Source organism: Bradyrhizobium sp. USDA 3311, from assembly GCF_054062495.1.
The window spans coordinates 5,424,636-5,442,168 of the sequence record NZ_JBSSFI010000001.1 but is presented as its reverse complement, the minus strand read 5'-3'; the positions used below and the strand labels follow the sequence as shown (position 1 = coordinate 5,442,168).

Sequence of the window (17,533 nt, the reverse complement as noted above, 5' to 3'; positions counted from 1 at the left end):
TCACCTCGTTCTGTCGGCGAGTGCGGCCTTGACCGCGGGAGTGGCGTGAAGGGCCCCCAGCACCGAGACCGACGCGATTGTGGCGCGAGCCAACTCGGGAGTGACGTCCTGGGCGATGGTGGCTAAGCCCAAAACATTGATCTGCAGCATCTCGCCGGCGCGCCGCGCCGCTTCGAGATCCTCGCGAGTGTAGTTGCGCAGCCCGAGGTCCAACTTCTTCCGGGCCGTGGACTGTCTGACGACCTCTACGTGTCGCTCGAGCTGGTTCCGGATTGCTGTCCGGATGAAATCGGTCCGGTTCGAATAAAATCCTTCCTGCACCATAAGATCGACGTGACCGAGGTCGACATAGCCAAGGTTGATCGTGATCTTCTCGGTGTCGGGGGCCTTGGGTCGCAGCTCGTGCACATTAGCGGGCATAGCGAAACATCCATCTACCATCCCTTTGGATGGCTTATGGATGTTATCTAGATGCTCCCGGGCGCCTTTCAAGGGGTGGAGCCATCCAATGACCTGCATGAGCCGCTCGCGCAGGCGGGCCGTCTCACGTCGAGGGCGGTCGTCGCATCGTGGAGGCCAGACAAATTCCTGGCGAAACGCGCCTCTCCGATCATCGCAAGCCCAATGGCCAGCTCGTTCAAAGGCTTCAAACGGAAACAGGCTCGTCGTGCTCCCACGCCGGGGGCAAACCAAAATCGAGAGCACCGTCCGGTACCTGGGAATTGAAGTCGACGATGCACTCGCAATAGCAGGGCAGGTCGACGTCTGAACTAACTGGGCAGAGCGGACATGCTCTGCCCCTCATTTGCAGCCGGCTTCGGGCCAACTGCGGCCATTCCTAACGAGGCTGCAATGTCTGCGTGGACGCGGCAGGTGACGTAAACAAGGAGACAAAAGAACAAGCGTACAACGACGCGAACGTGGTCGCGATTATGCGGATCGCGGACCTGAAGGCTTAAGGCTTCGTTTCATCAGCAGGAAAGATCCATTGTAGGAGCAGATGGCACACGGGACGACGCGCCATCCGCGGGCAGCCGATCACCTGGTTCCGTGGATGAACGTTTGCATCTCCTCTAACGTAAGCTTGCCATCTTTATTGCTGTCCATTGCCTTGAAAATTCGTTCGTGAGCTGCCTGAAACTCCTGCAGTGAGATGGTCCCATCGCCGTCGGCGTCCATCAGAGCGAACATCATACGCATCATAAAAGGTGGTCCCATCGCGCCTCCACCCATCATGCTGCGCCCCATCATATGTCCCATCATGCCGCCGCCCGGCATGCTTCCGTGTCCCGTCGTACCCACGCCTTCCTGGCCCATGGGATGCGATTGCGATTGCATTTGTTGCTGATCTGGTTGCGGTGTCATTTGGCTCTGTGCAAAGGCACCGAACGTGCCATACGTTAGAATGAGAGCGGATATCGTGAGTTGTAGAACGCGCGTATACATTTCGAACCTCCTCCGAAAAGCTGCGGTCACCCCAAAGAGCCAAATCGAAGGCGCTTCGCGCCGTCAATTGCTACTCGGCCGGACTGTGTCGCTTACACTCTCACGCCCATGTGACTAGATAACGTGACGGGGATCCCACGCGGTGCAACCAGAAGAAAGCTGCTCTCGACCACTGCCGAGTATTTTATCTTTATCTCAATAGGAATGCGGCACGACCGTTTGTGGCCCGCCGCTATAAAAATGCTGACGCTTGGGCTTTGGTGCGACTGCGGAAGGTGCCATTGCGAATGCGCTGCTCGCGGTTGTCATACGTGTGGCATGAGGAATGTTTGTTTTTGGGCCGCCCTGATAGGTGTGCCGATCCACGGTTTGCGCAATGCTGGACACCATCAGGAGTGGCATGACGAGCGCTACTGCGAGAACGTATTTGATTGTCATGATCTTCTCCCAGCTTAGCTGACAGCAGAGGAAGCGGACCACTAAAGCCGTAAAGCGCCATGATGCAGATCAATAGGTCAGCGGCGCTGTTTGAGATGCGCCAATCGGTCCTATGTCGTTCCAAGTGCGCAAGAGAAGACCGCATCGACAGATCATCCTGCTTGATCGCGTGCCAATCTCATTTGTGTTACAGTCGCCGCGCGATAGCTTCCGCAGAATTTGGTTGAAAGTCCGCTCGTCATTCGACGTTCTCGCGCTCGGCGGCGAAGATCTGCGCCGGGGAGAAGACAACTCCGCTCCCGAAGTCGCGCCCAGACCCCTGCGACGCAATGCATGAAGCAGCTGTCGTAGATACTCCTCCATCCGACGGGCTGCCAGGATGACATCATGCCCTTGTTTTGCCCGACGGGTCAAACCGATTCGGAAAAACATGATTCGCCAACAGCTTCGCTACTGTGCATGGGGTTGTTTTTGGCATTTTAATCTGCCGACCATCGAAGCAGCGCCCCTCTGCCGATCGACGCGCATGCGTCCCGCGGCGGGAGTAGGCTCCACGCCGACGGTCAGTCCACCCGACAGATGAGTTGGAAAAAATGGTCGGAGCGAGAGGATTTGAACCTCCGACCCCTAGTCTCCCAGACTAGTGCGCTAACCGGGCTGCGCCACGCTCCGAACGTCGTTCCATTAGCTAGGATCGCCGCTTTGCGCAAGGCGAGGTCGCAGCATTTTGGTATCGCGATCTGATTGGCTCCGAGCCCAGAGCCCCCCGGAACTGCCCGCAAAGCCGACCGATACCGCCCTAGCCGTCCTTCAGCGCCTGATCCAGCATCTCCCGGCAGGCGACAAGGTCGGCGAGCACCCGTCCTAGCCGCTCCCGGTCCAGCGCGCTGGGACCGGCGGGCGCGGCGGGGGTGCCGCCCTTGCGGAAGGTGGTGAGGATTTCCTCGTCGTCGACCTCCGTGAAGCGGAAGTCGATGCCGTCCTCTTCGTCGCCCTGGTAGTCGTCATCGTCGGCGTCGGCGACGCCCTTGATCGGCGCCTCGTCGTCCGGCTCCATCAGGCTCGCGCCGATGGCGTCCTCGATGGCTCCGAACGAGACCGCGGCGGCGCCGTCGGCGAGGCCCTGTACCGATTTGACGCCGTGCTCCTTCAGGATCCGCTGCACCCCGCGGATGGTGTAGCCCTCCCCGTAGAGCAGCCGGCGGATGCCCTTGAGCAGGTCGACGTCGTCGGGGCGGTAATAGCGGCGGCCGCCGCTGCGCTTCATCGGCTTGATCTGGGAGAACCGGGTCTCCCAGAACCGCAGCACGTGCTGCGGAATGTCGAGTTCCTGCGCTACTTCGCTGATGGTTCGGAACGCATCCGGCGCCTTGTCCAAATGCCAAATCCTTATCCGAAAGGCGATTACGCCTCGGGTTGAACCTTGCTGCCGTCGCCGTTGGTACGGTGCTGGGCGTTGATCCGCTGCTTCAGGATCGCCGACGGCTTGAACACCATGACCCGGCGCGGCGAGATCGGCACCTCGGTGCCGGTCTTCGGGTTGCGGCCGATGCGCTGACCCTTCTTGCGGACCATGAAGGAACCGAACGACGACAGCTTCACCGTCTCGCCCTTCTCAAGGCAGTCGGTGATCTCCTTCAGCACGAGTTCCACGAAGGCGGACGATTCCGTGCGCGACAGGCCGACCTTCTGGTAGACGGCTTCGCACAGATCAACACGCGTTACGGTTTTACTTGTATCGGTCATCGCCCTGCCCCACATCACGGCGAACAATTGTTGTCTGAAATTATGAGGTTACGATACGCCGGTCAACAGCGCTCATCAATGCAGACGCATCGATAATCGCCGCTGATTCCGGCAAAATTTTATCGACTGTGGCTCTACCAGCGCACCAGCGCCGAGCCCCAGGTGAAGCCGCCGCCCATGGCCTCGAGCAGAATCAGGTCGCCGCGCTTGATGCGGCCGTCCTTGCGCGCCACCGCCAGCGCCAGCGGGATCGAGGCCGCCGACGTGTTGCCGTGACGGTCCACCGTCAGCACCACCTTCTCCGGCGCGATATGCAGCTTGTGCGCGGAAGCGTCGATGATTCGCTTGTTGGCCTGGTGCGGCACGAACCAGTCGATGCTGTCGGCATTGAGCCCGGTCGCCTCGAAGGCATCGACGATCACGTCGGTGATCATGCCGACCGCATGCTTGAAGACCTCGCGGCCCTCCATGCGCAGATGGCCGACGGTCTGGGTCGAGGACGGGCCGCCGTCGACGAACAGCTTTGCCTTGTGGCGGCCGTCGGAGCGCAGATGCGTGGTGACGACACCGCGGTCGGTCGCCGCACTGCCCGCCTGCTCCTGCGCCTCCAGCACGACCGCGCCGGCGCCGTCGCCGAACAGCACGCAGGTGCCGCGGTCGTTCCAGTCGAGGATGCGCGAGAAGGTCTCGGCGCCGATCACCAGCGCGCGCTTGAAGGCGCCGGTGCGCAGGAAATTGTCGGCAGTGGCGAGCGCGAACACGAAGCCCGAGCACACCGCCTGCAGGTCGAAGGCCGCGCCGTGGTTGATGCCGAGCCCGTGCTGCACGGCGACGGCCGTCGCGGGGAAGGTGTTGTCAGGCGTCGAGGTCGCCAGAACGATCAGATCGATCGACTGCGCGTCCACGCCGGCATCGGTGAGCGCGGCCTGCGCGGCCTTGATCGCCAAGTGCGAGGTGAACTCGCCCTCGGCCGCAATGTGCCGCTCGCGAATGCCGGTACGCTGGACGATCCACTCGTCGGACGTGTCGATACGCGCCGCCAATTGGGCGTTGGTCACCACCTGCTCCGGCAGGTAAGAGCCGCAGCCCAGCACGACCGAACGAATTTTGGTCACGAAACAGCCTCCTGCGCGGCCTGCACGGAATTGAGTGCACCACCCTCGCGGTTGAGCATCTGATTGATCTTGTTCAGGAGATCGTAGTGAGCCATCTCATAGCCAACATCGATCGCATAGGCAAAGCCTTCGGCGCTGGTTCCGCCGTGGCTTTTAACCACCAGTCCGTTGAGCCCCAGGAACACGCCGCCATTGGACTTGTTGGGGTCCATCTTGTCCCGCAGGGCCTGGAAGGCGCTGCGCGCAAAGAGATAGCCGAGCTTGGACAGCCAGCTCCGCTGCATCTCGTTGCGGAGTAATTCCGCCATCTGCCGCGCGGTTCCCTCGGCAGCCTTGAGCGCGATGTTGCCGCTGAAACCCTCGGCGACGATCACGTCGGCCAGCCCCTTGCCGATGCCGTCGCCCTCGACGAAGCCGATATAGTCGAGTTCCGGCAGGTTCCTCGCCCGCAGGATTTCACTGGCTTCGCGGATCTCCTCGTGCCCCTTGATCTCCTCGGCCCCGATGTTGAGCAGGCCGACCGTGGGGCGCGGCTTGTTGAACAGGACGCTTGCCATCGCCGCCCCCATGACGGCCAGCGACACCAGGTGGTGCGCATCGCCGCCGATGGTGGCGCCGAGGTCGAGCACGACGGACTCGCCGCGCTTGGTCGGCCATATCCCCGTGATCGCCGGGCGGTCGATGCCCGGCAGCGTGCGCAGGTGGAAGCGCGACATTGCCATCAGCGCGCCGGTATTACCCGCGGAGACCGCAACATCCGCCTCGCCCTTCTTCACCGCATCGATGGCAAGCCACATCGAGGAGGTCCTGCGGCCACGGCGCAGCGCCTGGCTCGGCTTGTCCGAGCCACTGACGGCGACGTCGGTATGGACGATCCTGGAAGCAGCCTTGAGCGCGGGGTGCTTCTCGAGCTCGGGCTCGATCCTGGCGCGGTCGCCGACCAGCAGGAATTCGGTCGCGCTATGCCTCTGAAGCGAGATGGCGGCGCCTGGAATGACCACGGCGGGGCCGACATCGCCTCCCATGGCGTCAAGCGCGATGCGAACCTTGCTTAGCATAAAAGTCCTGGAAACCTGGTCTGGTGCGGTCTTCAACGAGCGGGGGCCGCGAAATGGGTTCGCCACGGACGTGGCGGCGGCCAAGCGCCACGCCGCGCCCGGACCGGGGCGCGACAATAGCGTTTTGTTATCCCGAAACAACCTCTTGCCCCCAGCCTTTTGCATTCGGGGCGATCCGGCGGCAAACCAGAAGATTCGCAAGAAATATATGGAAATCAGATAGATAAATCAGGTTTTCAAACCACTCCCGCAAAGGCCTCACGCTGCCTGGCAAGCGGTCTTACGGGGAATCGGCAGCTATTGGCCTTTCTTCTTGTCCTGAAGCGCCTTCAGCGCTGCGAAAGGATGGTCCGACGGGTCGAGGGCGACGACCTCCGCCTCGAACACGACCCCCGGCTTGCGCGGATAGGGGTCGATCGCCAGGAACAGGGCATCGGTGGCGAGCCGGCCGAGGTCGATGATGCCATTGATGATGGCCTCCGGCGGGTCGATGACCTCGGGCGGCTCCTCGTCGTCCTGGCCCTCCTCGATCAGGTCGGACAGGCGGCGTGCCTCGGCCTCGGGGGCGAACGTCAGGTCCACCTCCTCCTCGATCTCGTTCTCGATCGGATCGAGCGAGACCACGCAGGTCTGGCCGACCCGGGCGCGGACGTGGCCCGTGACCTGGACCCGGCCGCCGCTTTTCGGCACGACGTCGAAGCTGGCGTTAGCGGACAGGATCTCCCGCACGCCCGCGACCTCGGCCATGACCTGCCGTTCGGCGGCCGACGCCTCGATCTCGCGGTGCAGGCCGGTGTCGGGAATCTGCGCAACGATGACGGGGGACCGCCAGGGATCGGGTCCAGTATTCGGTCGGCTCATGGCGTGACATCCTCGGGAAGTGCCGGGGGAAAGTTGAAGGCCGCGCGCAGCAGCGCGACCTCGCCGGTCCGGCCGAGATCGGCGTCCGTGGCCCGCGCGTAGGCCGCGAGCCGCTCCGCCTGGTCCATGCCGGACCCATTCAAGATATTCTTGCAGATCGCCGCCGCCAGCGCCTCACCGCCGCCTTCGACCGCCTGATCGTAGGCCTGCACCCGGCCGTAAAAGGCCTCGCCGAAGGCCCGCATCCGCTTCGGCACGGTCTGGTCGCCCACCCCCATCTCGCGCAGATTGTCGTCCATGTCCTCGCAGAAGCGGTCGAACAGCGCCTGCGACAGCTCCGTGGCGCCCTGGACCGTGCGCAGGCGCCGCAGCAGCAGCCAGAGATGGAGCAGCAACAGGTCGAAACGCCCGTTAACCGTATCGGGCACGCCCAAGTCGCGGTAAAATATGGGTTCTCGCGCCTGCGTCACGATCATGCCATAGATGGCTTCAATGGTGCCCGGCGGGGCTAGCCGGGGTTTCCTGAAGTGATTGAACGGCCAAAGCATTGTGGTTTCCGCAAGCGGGCGCGCGCGTGTTGCATTCAGAGCCTCAGCCCGGTACTTCAGCGCCTCGCGCGACGCAAGGGGACGGAATCAGTTCCGCTATGACGATAACGAACCAGACGAGCCCGCGCGCAGACAAGCGGCGCGGCCTTCATGCACGCTGGCGCGGCCTGCGCATGGCTGCCGCTGCGGCCTTGGTCGGCGTGGCGCTCGCGGGCTGCACCGGCGAGCAGTTCCAGAAGGGCTACATCCTGCCGCCCGGCGCGCTGGAGCAGATTCCGATCGGCGCGAGCCAGGACCAGGTGCTGATCGTGATGGGCACGCCCTCCACGGTCGCGACCCTCGACGGCGAGGTCTTCTACTACATCTCGCAGCGCTCGGAGCGGATGGTCGCCTTCATGAACCAGAGGGTGGTCGATCAACGCGTGATCGCGATCTATTTCGACAAGAACCGGCGCGTGCGCCGGCTGGCGAATTACGGCCTCCAGGACGGCAAGATCTTCGACTTCATCAGCCGCACCACGCCGACATCGGGTCAGGAGATGAGCTACCTCACGCCGCTGTTCAAGCTGCTCAGCTTTAACTGAGCCTTCAGCCTGCGGCGTCGTGCCGCCCTCCGCGCGGCACTTGCCGGCGCGTGCGACTTGCCGTCGCGCGCCGGGTTCCATACGCTCCCTGCAAAACAAGAAGCTGGGAGTGGATTCGTGCCGAAAACCTTGTTGTCCCGCCGCCGCGTGCTCACCGGCGCTGCCGGCCTGTCGGCTGCAGCGATCCTGCCGCGGTCGAGCCTGGCGGACTGGAAACCCACCGAAAACGTCCGCCTCGTCGTGCCGGCTGCGGCCGGCGGTTCGACTGATGTCATGGGCCGGCTCCTGGCCGCCCATCTGCAAACCGCCTGGGGCCAGTCGGCCGTCGTGGAAAACCGCTCCGGCGGCGGCGGCACGATCGGCACCGCCGAGGTGGTTCGCGCCAAGCCGGACGGCCACACCATCCTGATTGGCAACCCCGGGCCGAACGCGATCGCCTACAGCATCTTCAAGAACCTCACCTACAAGCCGGACCAGCTCCAGCCGGTCTCCAACATGATCCGGATCCCGAACATCGTGTCGGCGCATCCGAAGACCGGCATCAAGTCGGTCGCCGAGCTGATCGCCTATCTCAAGGCCAATCCGGACAAGCTCAGCTATGCCTCCTCCGGCGTCGGCCAGAGCCCTCACCTCACCGGCGCCTGGTTCTTGCAGCTCACCGGGCTGAAGATGACGCACATCCCGTTCCGCGGCGCCGGGCCCGCGCTCCAGGCCGCGCTCGCCGGCGACATCCAGATCCTGTTCGACAACCTCTATCCGAGCCTGCCGCAGGTCCAGAACGGCACGCTCACCGGCCTCTGCGTGACGACCGCCGAGCGCAGCGACCTCGCGCCGAACCTGCCGACCATGCGCGAGAGCGCACCGGAGCTGGCCAATTTCGACGTCTCGTCGTGGTTCTCGGTGTTCCTGCCGAAAGGCGTCCCCGCCGGGGTGCTCGAAGCGCTCAATCTCCAGGTGAAGGCGATGCTGGAGCGCGACGACATCAAGAAGAACATCGCCGCCATGGGCGCCCGCGCCGACTACGGCACGCCGCAGCAGTTCGCCGACTTCGTGGACGCCGAGACGAAGAAGTTCGCCGGCATCATCCAGAAGGAAGGTTTGCAGATGGATGTGCAGTAGGCGGGCTCGCTTGCGGCGCAGGAGATTTGAACCAGTTGAAGGCGATGAGGACGGCGGCCGCCAGCGCGACCGCCAGCATTGTACGCGCACCGGATTGCCGGCCACCGGCTTGCACCCTGCCGCAAGTCGGACAGACCGTGTCGGCCATCAGCATGTCGCAGCCGCACCGGATACACTTGGTCGTCTCGACCTTCATGGCGACGGTCCCCCGTAAAGCGGACAACAAAAAACCCGCGGTTTGCACCGCGGGTTTGTCGTTTGTAGCGCGCGACAGGTTCAGTGCGCCAGGATCGCCAGCAGCAGCAAAGCCACGATGTTCGTGATCTTGATCATCGGGTTCACCGCCGGTCCCGCCGTGTCCTTGTAGGGATCGCCGACGGTGTCGCCGGTCACCGCTGACTTGTGGGCATCACTGCCCTTGCCGCCGTAGTGACCGTCCTCGATGTACTTCTTGGCGTTGTCCCAGGCGCCGCCGCCGGAGGTCATGGAGATCGCGACGAACAGGCCCGTCACGATCACGCCGAGCAGCATCGCGCCGACCGCCGAGAACGCCGCCGACTTGCCGGTCGCACCGCCTCCGGCGATCGCGTAGATCAGGAAGTAGACGACGATCGGCGACAACACCGGCAGCAGCGAGGGGATGATCATCTCCTTGATCGCCGCCTTGGTCAGCAGGTCGACCGCCTTGCCGTAGTCCGGCTTGTCGGTGCCCTGCATGATACCCGGCTTCTCGCGGAACTGACGCCGCACCTCCTCGACGATCGCGCTCGCCGCACGGCCCACGGCCGTCATGCCCATCGCGCCGAACAGATACGGCAGCAGACCACCGAACAGGAGGCCCACCACCACATAGGGATTGTTCAGCGAGAAGTCGGGATTGACGCCGGCGAAGTAGGTGTGATGCGCGGAGTCCGCAACGAAGAACTTGAGGTCCTGGTTGTAGGCCGCGAACAGCACGAGCGCGCCGAGACCGGCCGAACCGATCGCGTAGCCCTTGGTGACCGCCTTGGTGGTGTTGCCGACGGCGTCGAGCGCGTCGGTCGACTTGCGCACCTCCTTCGGCAGGCCCGCCATCTCGGCGATGCCGCCGGCGTTGTCCGTCACCGGACCGAAGGCGTCGAGCGCGACGATCATGCCGGCCAGCGCCAGCATGGTGGCCGTCGCGATCGCGATGCCGAACAGGCCGGCAAGGCTGTAGGTGACGAGGATGCCGGCGATGATGACGATCGCTGGCAGCGCGGTCGCCTCCATCGAGATCGCAAGGCCCTGGATCACGTTGGTGCCGTGGCCGGTCACCGACGCAGCCGCAATCGACTTCACCGGACGATAGTCGGTGCCGGTGTAGTATTCGGTGATCCAGATGATCAGCGCGGTGACGATCAGGCCGACGACGCCGCATTCGAACAGCGACATGCCGGTATAGTCGACGCCGTCGAGCTTGCCGAAGCCGATCAGCGTGTAGATCACCACGGCAATGCCGATCAGCGACAGCACGCCGGTTGCGATCAGACCCTTGTAGAGCGCGCCCATGATCGACTGGCTCGGCCCGAGCTTGACGAAGAAGGTGCCGATGATCGAGGTGATGATGCAGATGCCGCCAATGGCGAGCGGCAGCGTCATCATGCTCATGAGGATCGGCGTCTTGGCGAAGAAGATCGCCGCGAGCACCATGGTGGCGACCGCGGTCACCGCATAGGTCTCGAACAGGTCGGCGGCCATGCCGGCGCAGTCGCCCACGTTGTCGCCGACGTTGTCGGCAATGGTCGCCGGGTTGCGCGGATCGTCCTCGGGAATGCCGGCCTCGACCTTGCCGACGAGGTCGCCGCCGACGTCCGCACCCTTGGTGAAGATGCCGCCGCCGAGACGGGCGAAGATCGAGATCAGCGAGGCGCCGAAGCCAAGCGCCACCATGGCGTCGACGACGACGCGGCTGTCAGGCGCGAGCTTCAGCGAATAGACCAGGAAGCCGAAATAGAGGGTCACGCCGAGCAGCGCGAGACCCGCCACCAGCATGCCGGTGATCGCGCCCGCCTTGAAGGCGAGCTCGAGGCCGCCGGCGAGCGATGTGGTCGCCGCCTGGGCGGTGCGCACATTGGCGCGAACCGAGACGTTCATGCCGATGAAGCCGGCCGCCCCCGACAGGATGGCGCCGATGGCAAAACCGATCGCGACATAGAGCCCGAGGAAATAGACAAGCAGCACGAAGATGACGATGCCGACGATACCGATCGTGGTGTACTGGCGCCGCAGATAGGCCTGTGCGCCTTCGCGCACCGCAGCTGCGATCTCCTGCATGCGCGGCGACCCCGCATCCGCGCTCAACACCGAAGACGTCGCCCAAATCGCGTAGACGACGGAAAGCACTCCGCAGAGCACTATCAACCATAATGCTGTCATGTGATTTTTTGCCTCAGATCCTTGATGTGTCCCCGGCGCCTTTTATTGTCCGTCGTGCGGTGCGGCGCCTTGATTTCGAACAAGGCCGCCCCCTTTCCCGAAGGGGCGGCCTCAGTCGGTCGCGAGCTTGCCAAAATCAACTTGATGGTGCAACGCCGGAAGCGGCCGAAAAAGCCGATCTCGGCAAGTATTTAGGCCAAGTCCTGAGCAAGTCCTGAGCTCCAAGTCCTGAGCTCCAAGTCCTGAGCTCCAAGTCCTGAGCCCATCGCCCGGACGCCGCGATTTGGAGCAATTCCTAGAAGTGGCTGTAGGACAGCCGCTTCAAAGCCAATTCCTGGCCCTGGCCGTCCAGGAAGCGCGGCCGCGCGCTCCCTGCGACGATCATGCCGATCGCCGTGACCGCAACGCCAGCGGCCCGCCCCGCGGCAATCAGCGCATCGCTTTGCGCCGGCGGCACCGTGCACAGCACCTCGTAATCGTCGCCCCCGGCAAGCAGCGTCTCGACGCAAACGGCGTTGCGCACGATCAGGCCCGCCGCGGCGGCCGAGAGCGGCACGTTCGCCACGTCCACAGAGGCCGAGACGCCCGACGCCGCGCAGAGTTTTGTCAGGTCGCCGGCGAGCCCGTCGGAGACGTCCATCGCAGCCGACGCATGGTCCCTCACCGCACGCGCCAGCATGTTGCGTGGCTGCGGAATGCGATAGCGCGAGACCAGAGCTTCCCTTGCGGCAGGATCGGACGCGAGCGCCGCAGCCGCAGCGCCGCCCGTGAGCACGTCAAGTCCGAGCGCGGCATCGCCGATCGTGCCCGTCACCAGGATACGGTCGCCTGGCCGCGCCCCGGTGCGGCCGACCATCCGACCCCGTGGCACGCGGCCGAAGGCGGTGATCGAGATCATTTGCGGCCCCGGCGTCGACACCGTGTCGCCGCCGAGCAGCGGGCACGCGAAGGTTTTCGCATCCTCGCCCAGCGCATCCGCGAACGGCCCGAGCCAGGCGTCCTCCTTGCTCCGCAGCGCCAGCGTCAGCACGAAGCCGGCCGGCACGGCGCCCTTGGCGGCGAGATCGGACAGGTTCACCCGCAGCGCCTTGCGCGCGATGGTGTCGGGTGGGTCGGTGGCAAGATAGTGCACACCCTCGATAACGGCATCGGTGGTGACGACGATGTCGTCGCCGGACGAGGACAGGACCGCGGCATCGTCGACCAGCCCGAACGCACCGGGATCGGTCGCCAGCGGCTTGAAATAGCGCGCGATGAGGGAGTCTTCGGCGGAGTTTTCCGGTGCGTTGGTCATCGGCGCTAGCCCCAAACTCCACTGTCATCGCCCGGCTTGACCGGGCGATCCAGTACGCCGAGACGCCCGATTTCAATAACCGCTGCCGCGGCGTACTGGATCACCCGCCCCAGTGCGCAACTGCGCACAAGGCGGGGGATGACAGCGGAATATGTGTTTACCCTCGCCCGAACTCGTCACCGCGAAACTGGCGGCCGATCTGGTCGAGCACCGCATTCACCATGCCGGTCTCCTCGCGATCGACGAAGGCATTGGCAACGTCGACATATTCGGAGACCACGACGCGGCCCGGCACGTCCTTGCGATGCTGGAGCTCATAGGCCCCAGCCCGCAGCACCGCGCGCAGGATCGCCTCGATCCGCTTCAACGGCCAGCCCTTCGACAGCGCCTCGTCGATCAAGGGGTCGAGCTTCTTCTGGTCGCGCACGACGCCGGAGACGACGTCACGGAAGAACGCGGCTTCGGCCGGCAGGTAGGTGTCGCCCTCGACCTCGTTGCCGAGCCAGTGGCTCTCGAACTCGGCGAAGATGTCGTTGATGCCGGCGCCGGCGATATCCATCTGGTACAGCGCCTGGACGGCCGCGAGCCGCGCCGCACCGCGCCGGTTCGCCTTCTTCTCCGTAAGCCCCGCCGGCTTCTTGTTGTTGTCGGCCATGGCTCAGGCCCGCGCCAGGCGGCGCTTGATGCGCAGCATCGCAAGCGCAGCGCGCGCGGCATCGCCGCCCTTGTTGAGCTCGCTGGCGCGCGCCCGCGCCCAGGCCTGCGCCTCGGTGTTGACGGTGAGAATGCCGTTGCCGAGCGGGAGCTTTCGCGAAACCGCAAGGTCCATCAGCGCTCGGGAGGATTCCTGCGAGACGATCTCGAAATGGATCGTGTCGCCGCGGATTACGCAGCCGAGCGCGATCACCGCATCATAGGGCTTGCCGTTGGCCGCCGCGGCATCGACCGCAATGGCCACCGCCGCCGGGATCTCCAGCGCGCCGGGAACCGTGATGACGTCATGCGTCAGGCCGGCGGCCTTCAGCTCGGCCACTGCGCCGTCCAGTAGCGCATCCTGGAGATCGTCATAGAACCGCGCCTCGACAATCAGCGCACGCGCGCCGGAAATGTCGGTCTGGTCCTTCAAGGGTGCGCGCCGCGCGTCTGCCATCGTTCAATCCGTTTCACAGGGGTCGGCGCTATGTAGTCGCCGAACGCATGTAAGCCAAGTTTTAAACTGTCATTCCGGGGCGCGAAGCGAACCCGGAATCTCGAGATTCCGGGTTCGGTCCTACGGACCGCCCCGGAATGACCGGCTTTGCCGTCACTTCATTTCCGTCAGCCGCGCCGCGTAGCGGGCCATCAGGTCGACCTCGATATTGACCTCGGCCCCCGCCTTCCAGCCGCCGATCGTCGTGACGGTCAGCGTGTGCGGGATAATCAGCACCGAAAAGGTCACGTCCGCAACCGTATTGACCGTCAGCGAGACGCCGTCGAGCGTAATCGAGCCCTTGGTGGCGATGAACCGCGCCAGCTCGCGCGTCGTGGAGAGCACGAACCGCGCCATGTCGGGCAGGTCCTCGCGGCTGACGACGGTCGCGATCCCGTCGGCGTGACCGGCGACGATATGGCCGCCGAGCTCGTCGCCGATCTTGAGCGCGCGTTCGAGATTGAGCCTGGTGCCCACCCTCCAGTGCTTTGCCGTCGTGAGCGCCAGCGTCTCGGCGGCCGCATCGACGTCGAACCAGGTCTTGCCGCCCGCGACACCTGAAGCGACGACCGTCAGGCAGACGCCGTTGCAGGCGATCGAGGCGCCATCGGCAATGGTGGTCTGATCGTAGCTGCAGGCGATGCGCAGCCGGTGCAACTGGCCCTGCGCCGTTGGCGTGAAGCTGACGATCTCGCCGAGATCGGTGACAATGCCGGTGAACATGTTAGGCGCGCTCGTAGATGGTGAGAGTATCCTTGTCGAATGTCTCGCTAGCATGAACCTTGTAGGCCTGCGACTGCGTGATTTTCGACAGGGGCAATGCATCGAGCGCATCGACGCCGCTGCTGCCGACCTCTTCCGCGCCGCGGAACAGCCAGATCTCGTCGACGAGATCGGCCGCCACGAACGAAGCCGCAACGCGGCTGCCGCCCTCGACCATCAGCCGCGAAATGCCCTTCTCGGCCAGCGCATGCAGCACTGCCGGCAGATCGAGCCCGGAGGCGTTTCCCGGCGGTACGCGGATGATCTGCGCGCCGGCTGCTCCAAGCCGCGTGGCGGCCGCAGCCTCGGCAAGTTCAGAGCCCACCACCCACAGCGGCGTCTCGCGCGCGGAGCGCACGAGCTGGCTCGCCGCGGACATGCGCAGGCTCTGGTCGAGCACCACGCGCACCGGCGAACGCGCCGCCATGCCCGGCAGGCGGCAGGTGAGAAGCGGATCATCCGCCAGCACCGTGCCGATGCCGACCAGGATGGCATCGCTCTGCGCGCGGAGCAGATGGACGCGATTGCGCACAGCTTCGCCCGTGATCGCGACCGGCTTGCCGCCGGCGGCGCCGATCTTGCCGTCGGGCGAGACCGCGAGCTTCAGGATCACATGTGGGCGCCTGTCGCGGATGCGGCGGAAATGCCCGGCGTGGTCGAACGCAGCCTCCGCCGCGCAGTGACCCACGTCCACGGTGATGCCGGCAGCACGCAGACGGGCATGGCCCTGGCCTGCGACTTCAGGATTGGGATCCTCGATCGCCGCCACCACGCGCTTGATGCCGGCCGCAATCACCGCATCGGCACAAGGCGGCGATTTGCCGAAATGCGAGCACGGCTCCAGCGTGACGTAGAGCGTGGCCCCGCGCGCCGCCTCACCGGCACGCCGCAAGGCCTCGGGCTCCCCATGCGGACGTCCGCCGGGCTGCGTCCAGCCGCGGCCGACGATGACGCCGTCTTTCACGATGACGGCGCCGACGGCCGGATTGGGCCAGGTCCGTCCCTGCCCGCGCCGGCCGAGCGCCAGCGCAAGCTGCATGAAGCGGCGATCGGCGTCCTTGGATTCGCGGATCTTCCGCGCGAACTGATCCTCCAGGATGCGGAAGATCATTTGCGGATCGCGGCGAGCCGCGCTTCCTCCTCACCGGAGAGCTCGCCGAGCACGTCGGCGAAATCCTTGGCCTCACGGAAATTGCGGTAGACCGAGGCGAAGCGCACATAGGCGACGTCGTCGAGCGTGCGCAGATGCTCCATCACGGTCTCGCCGATCACCTCGGAGGAGATCTCGGCCTCGCCCCCGGTCTCGAGCTCGCGCACGATGGTGGAGACCATCTTCTCCACCCGCTCCGGCTCGACCTGCCGCTTGCGAAGCGAGATCTGCACCGAGCGCATCAGCTTGTCGCGGTCGAACGGCACACGGCGGCCGTTGCGCTTGATCACCGTGAGCTCGCGCAGCTGCACGCGCTCGAAGGTGGTGAAGCGGAAATTGCAGGCGACACACACGCGCCGCCTGCGGATCACGGACGAGTCCTCGGTCGGACGCGAGTCCTTTACCTGCGTATCGAGACTGTTGCAGTTCGGGCAGCGCATCCGCTTGGCCTAGCCTTACTGATAGATCGGGAACCGGTCGGTGAGCGCCTTGACCCGTTCCTTGATCGCGGCTTCCACCAGCGGCGCCTTGCCGTCGTCGGACTGCGCGATCGCGTTGAGAACCTCGGCGATCATGCCGCCGACCTGCTGGAATTCAGCGACGCCGAAACCGCGGGTCGTAGCCGCCGGGGTGCCGAGACGCAGACCCGAGGTCACGAAGGGCTTTTCGGGGTCGAAGGGAATGCCGTTCTTGTTGCAGGTGATGGCTGCGCGGACCAGCGCCTTCTCCGAGACGTTGCCCTTCAGGCCCTTCGGCCTGAGGTCGACCAGCATCAGATGGTTGTCGGTACCGCCGGATACAATATCGAACCCGTGGCTCTTCATCGCCTCGGCCAGCGCTTTGGCGTTCTCGACGACGTTCTTCGCATAGACCTTGAAGTCCGGACGCAGCGCCTCGCCGAAGGCGACCGCCTTCGCCGCGATCACATGCATCAGGGGGCCGCCCTGCAGGCCCGGGAAGATCGCCGAGTTGAGCTTCTTGGCGAGCGTCTCGTCGTTAGAGAGGATCAGGCCGCCGCGCGGACCGCGCAGCGACTTGTGCGTCGTCGTTGTGGTGACGTGGGCATACGGCACCGGCGAGGCATGCACGCCGCCGGCGACGAGGCCGGCGAAGTGCGCCATGTCGACCAGCAGATACGCGCCGACGCTGTCCGCGATCTCGCGGAAGCGCTTGAAGTCCCAGGCGCGCGAATAGGCCGAGCCGCCGGCCACGATCAGCTTGGGCTTGACCTCCTCGGCCTGCTTCTGGACCGCGTCCATGTCGATGATCTGGTCCTCGCGGCGCACGGTATAGTGCGCGGCCTTGAACCACTTGCCGCTCATGTTGACGGGCGAGCCATGGGTGAGATGGCCGCCGGCCGCGAGATCGAGGCCCATAAAGGTGTCGCCGGGCTGGAGCAGCGCCAGGAACACCGCCTGGTTCATCTGGCTGCCGGAGTTCGGCTGGACGTTGGCGAAGCCAGCGCCAAACAGCTTCTTGGCGCGGTCGATCGCGAGGTTCTCGGCGACGTCGACCCACTCGCAACCGCCATAGTAACGCGCGCCCGGATAACCTTCCGCATATTTGTTGGTCATCACCGAACCCTGCGCTTCCAGCACGGCACGGCTGACGATGTTCTCGGAGGCGATCAGCTCGACCTCATGGCGCTGCCGGCCGAGCTCGCCCTTGATGGCGGCTGCGATTTCCGGGTCGGCCTGGTCGAGCGAGGCGGTGAAAAACGAATCGGGCGCGGAGGCGGTTCTGGCTGAGGTCATCTTGCGAATATCTCCACCGCCGCAGCCTTTTGGCGGGCTACGGGCGGGTCTGGTGTGGCGATCGGAAGCGGC

At 64.8% G+C, this 17,533-nt stretch carries 19 protein-coding genes, 1 tRNA gene and 1 pseudogene; 3 read left to right on the top strand and 18 right to left on the bottom strand.

Features of this window, described 5'->3' with window-relative positions; translation table 11 throughout:
- Nucleotides 1-420, bottom strand: coding sequence for a CopG family transcriptional regulator (locus ACVWW6_RS26010; RefSeq protein WP_028171645.1), 420 nt, complete (start codon nucleotides 418-420; stop codon nucleotides 1-3).
- A gap of 262 nt (nucleotides 421-682) precedes the next feature.
- On the opposite strand from ACVWW6_RS26010, the pseudogene ACVWW6_RS26005 reads away from it, so the two are divergent.
- Nucleotides 683-769 (top strand): annotated as a pseudogene (locus ACVWW6_RS26005) (tyrosine-type recombinase/integrase); the annotation flags it as partial.
- A 269-nt stretch (nucleotides 770-1,038) separates the two neighbouring features.
- Here the strand turns inward: ACVWW6_RS26005 and ACVWW6_RS26000 are convergent.
- The 9 genes from ACVWW6_RS26000 to ACVWW6_RS25960 all read right to left on the bottom strand — a co-directional run bounded on the left by ACVWW6_RS26000 (nucleotide 1,039) and on the right by ACVWW6_RS25960 (nucleotide 7,212).
- Nucleotides 1,039-1,446, bottom strand: a complete 408-nt coding sequence (locus tag ACVWW6_RS26000) for an EF-hand domain-containing protein (RefSeq protein WP_162603560.1) — start codon at nucleotides 1,444-1,446, stop codon at nucleotides 1,039-1,041.
- A gap of 195 nt (nucleotides 1,447-1,641) precedes the next feature.
- Nucleotides 1,642-1,884, bottom strand: a complete 243-nt coding sequence (locus ACVWW6_RS25995; protein ID WP_161534739.1) for a hypothetical protein — start codon at nucleotides 1,882-1,884, stop codon at nucleotides 1,642-1,644.
- A 594-nt stretch (nucleotides 1,885-2,478) separates the two neighbouring features.
- Nucleotides 2,479-2,556: transfer RNA gene (locus tag ACVWW6_RS25990), tRNA-Pro, on the bottom strand.
- A 127-nt stretch (nucleotides 2,557-2,683) separates the two neighbouring features.
- Nucleotides 2,684-3,262: a MerR family transcriptional regulator gene (locus tag ACVWW6_RS25985; RefSeq protein ID WP_028171642.1), complete on the bottom strand. Its 579-nt coding sequence runs from the start codon at nucleotides 3,260-3,262 to the stop codon at nucleotides 2,684-2,686.
- A 26-nt stretch (nucleotides 3,263-3,288) separates the two neighbouring features.
- The gene (locus ACVWW6_RS25980; RefSeq protein ID WP_028171641.1) at nucleotides 3,289-3,630 is read right to left on the bottom strand and encodes an integration host factor subunit alpha; all 342 of its coding nucleotides are present in this window, start codon (nucleotides 3,628-3,630) and stop codon (nucleotides 3,289-3,291) included.
- Nucleotides 3,631-3,764: 134 nt separating this feature from the next.
- On the bottom strand, nucleotides 3,765-4,745 hold the full coding sequence (locus ACVWW6_RS25975) for a beta-ketoacyl-ACP synthase III (protein ID WP_060912465.1): 981 nt from the start codon (nucleotides 4,743-4,745) through the stop codon (nucleotides 3,765-3,767).
- Nucleotides 4,742-5,803 carry a phosphate acyltransferase PlsX gene (plsX, locus tag ACVWW6_RS25970; RefSeq protein WP_011087782.1) on the bottom strand — a complete coding sequence of 354 codons (1,062 nt, stop codon included), beginning with the start codon at nucleotides 5,801-5,803 and terminating at the stop codon, nucleotides 4,742-4,744. Before plsX ends, ACVWW6_RS25975 begins: the two co-directional genes overlap by 4 nt.
- Before the next feature lie 297 nt (nucleotides 5,804-6,100).
- On the bottom strand, nucleotides 6,101-6,664 hold the full coding sequence (locus tag ACVWW6_RS25965; protein ID WP_161534703.1) for a YceD family protein: 564 nt from the start codon (nucleotides 6,662-6,664) through the stop codon (nucleotides 6,101-6,103).
- Nucleotides 6,661-7,212, bottom strand: a complete 552-nt coding sequence (locus tag ACVWW6_RS25960) for a ubiquinol-cytochrome C chaperone family protein (protein ID WP_456681585.1) — start codon at nucleotides 7,210-7,212, stop codon at nucleotides 6,661-6,663. Before ACVWW6_RS25960 ends, ACVWW6_RS25965 begins: the two co-directional genes overlap by 4 nt.
- Before the next feature lie 98 nt (nucleotides 7,213-7,310).
- On the opposite strand from ACVWW6_RS25960, the gene ACVWW6_RS25955 reads away from it, so the two are divergent.
- Both ACVWW6_RS25955 and ACVWW6_RS25950 read left to right on the top strand, forming a co-directional pair.
- A complete protein-coding gene (locus tag ACVWW6_RS25955; protein WP_162603564.1) occupies nucleotides 7,311-7,796 on the top strand; it encodes an outer membrane protein assembly factor BamE in 486 nt (161 codons plus the stop codon).
- A gap of 117 nt (nucleotides 7,797-7,913) precedes the next feature.
- Nucleotides 7,914-8,915 carry a Bug family tripartite tricarboxylate transporter substrate binding protein gene (locus ACVWW6_RS25950; protein ID WP_011087786.1) on the top strand — a complete coding sequence of 334 codons (1,002 nt, stop codon included), beginning with the start codon at nucleotides 7,914-7,916 and terminating at the stop codon, nucleotides 8,913-8,915.
- Between the two features lie 276 nt (nucleotides 8,916-9,191).
- On the opposite strand, the gene ACVWW6_RS25945 is transcribed toward ACVWW6_RS25950, so the two are convergent.
- The 8 genes from ACVWW6_RS25945 to glyA form a co-directional block, all read right to left on the bottom strand.
- On the bottom strand, nucleotides 9,192-11,312 hold the full coding sequence (locus tag ACVWW6_RS25945) for a sodium-translocating pyrophosphatase (protein ID WP_028171636.1): 2,121 nt from the start codon (nucleotides 11,310-11,312) through the stop codon (nucleotides 9,192-9,194).
- 295 nt (nucleotides 11,313-11,607) lie between these two features.
- Nucleotides 11,608-12,606, bottom strand: a complete 999-nt coding sequence (thiL, locus tag ACVWW6_RS25940; RefSeq protein ID WP_456681584.1) for a thiamine-phosphate kinase — start codon at nucleotides 12,604-12,606, stop codon at nucleotides 11,608-11,610.
- Between the two features lie 157 nt (nucleotides 12,607-12,763).
- A complete protein-coding gene (gene nusB, locus ACVWW6_RS25935) occupies nucleotides 12,764-13,261 on the bottom strand; it encodes a transcription antitermination factor NusB (RefSeq protein WP_011087789.1) in 498 nt (165 codons plus the stop codon).
- Nucleotides 13,262-13,264: 3 nt separating this feature from the next.
- Nucleotides 13,265-13,756 carry a 6,7-dimethyl-8-ribityllumazine synthase gene (gene ribH, locus ACVWW6_RS25930; protein ID WP_011087790.1) on the bottom strand — a complete coding sequence of 164 codons (492 nt, stop codon included), beginning with the start codon at nucleotides 13,754-13,756 and terminating at the stop codon, nucleotides 13,265-13,267.
- 153 nt (nucleotides 13,757-13,909) lie between these two features.
- Nucleotides 13,910-14,518: a riboflavin synthase gene (locus ACVWW6_RS25925; RefSeq protein WP_456681583.1), complete on the bottom strand. Its 609-nt coding sequence runs from the start codon at nucleotides 14,516-14,518 to the stop codon at nucleotides 13,910-13,912.
- A 1-nt stretch (nucleotide 14,519) separates the two neighbouring features.
- Nucleotides 14,520-15,668 (bottom strand): bifunctional diaminohydroxyphosphoribosylaminopyrimidine deaminase/5-amino-6-(5-phosphoribosylamino)uracil reductase RibD, encoded by a 1,149-nt coding sequence (gene ribD / locus ACVWW6_RS25920; protein ID WP_456681582.1) that lies wholly within the window; start codon nucleotides 15,666-15,668, stop codon nucleotides 14,520-14,522.
- Nucleotides 15,665-16,147 (bottom strand): transcriptional regulator NrdR, encoded by a 483-nt coding sequence (gene nrdR, locus ACVWW6_RS25915; protein WP_011087793.1) that lies wholly within the window; start codon nucleotides 16,145-16,147, stop codon nucleotides 15,665-15,667. Before nrdR ends, ribD begins: the two co-directional genes overlap by 4 nt.
- 15 nt (nucleotides 16,148-16,162) lie before the next feature.
- The gene (glyA, locus tag ACVWW6_RS25910) at nucleotides 16,163-17,461 is read right to left on the bottom strand and encodes a serine hydroxymethyltransferase (protein ID WP_028171632.1); all 1,299 of its coding nucleotides are present in this window, start codon (nucleotides 17,459-17,461) and stop codon (nucleotides 16,163-16,165) included.
- Between the last annotated feature and the right edge of the window lie 72 nt (nucleotides 17,462-17,533).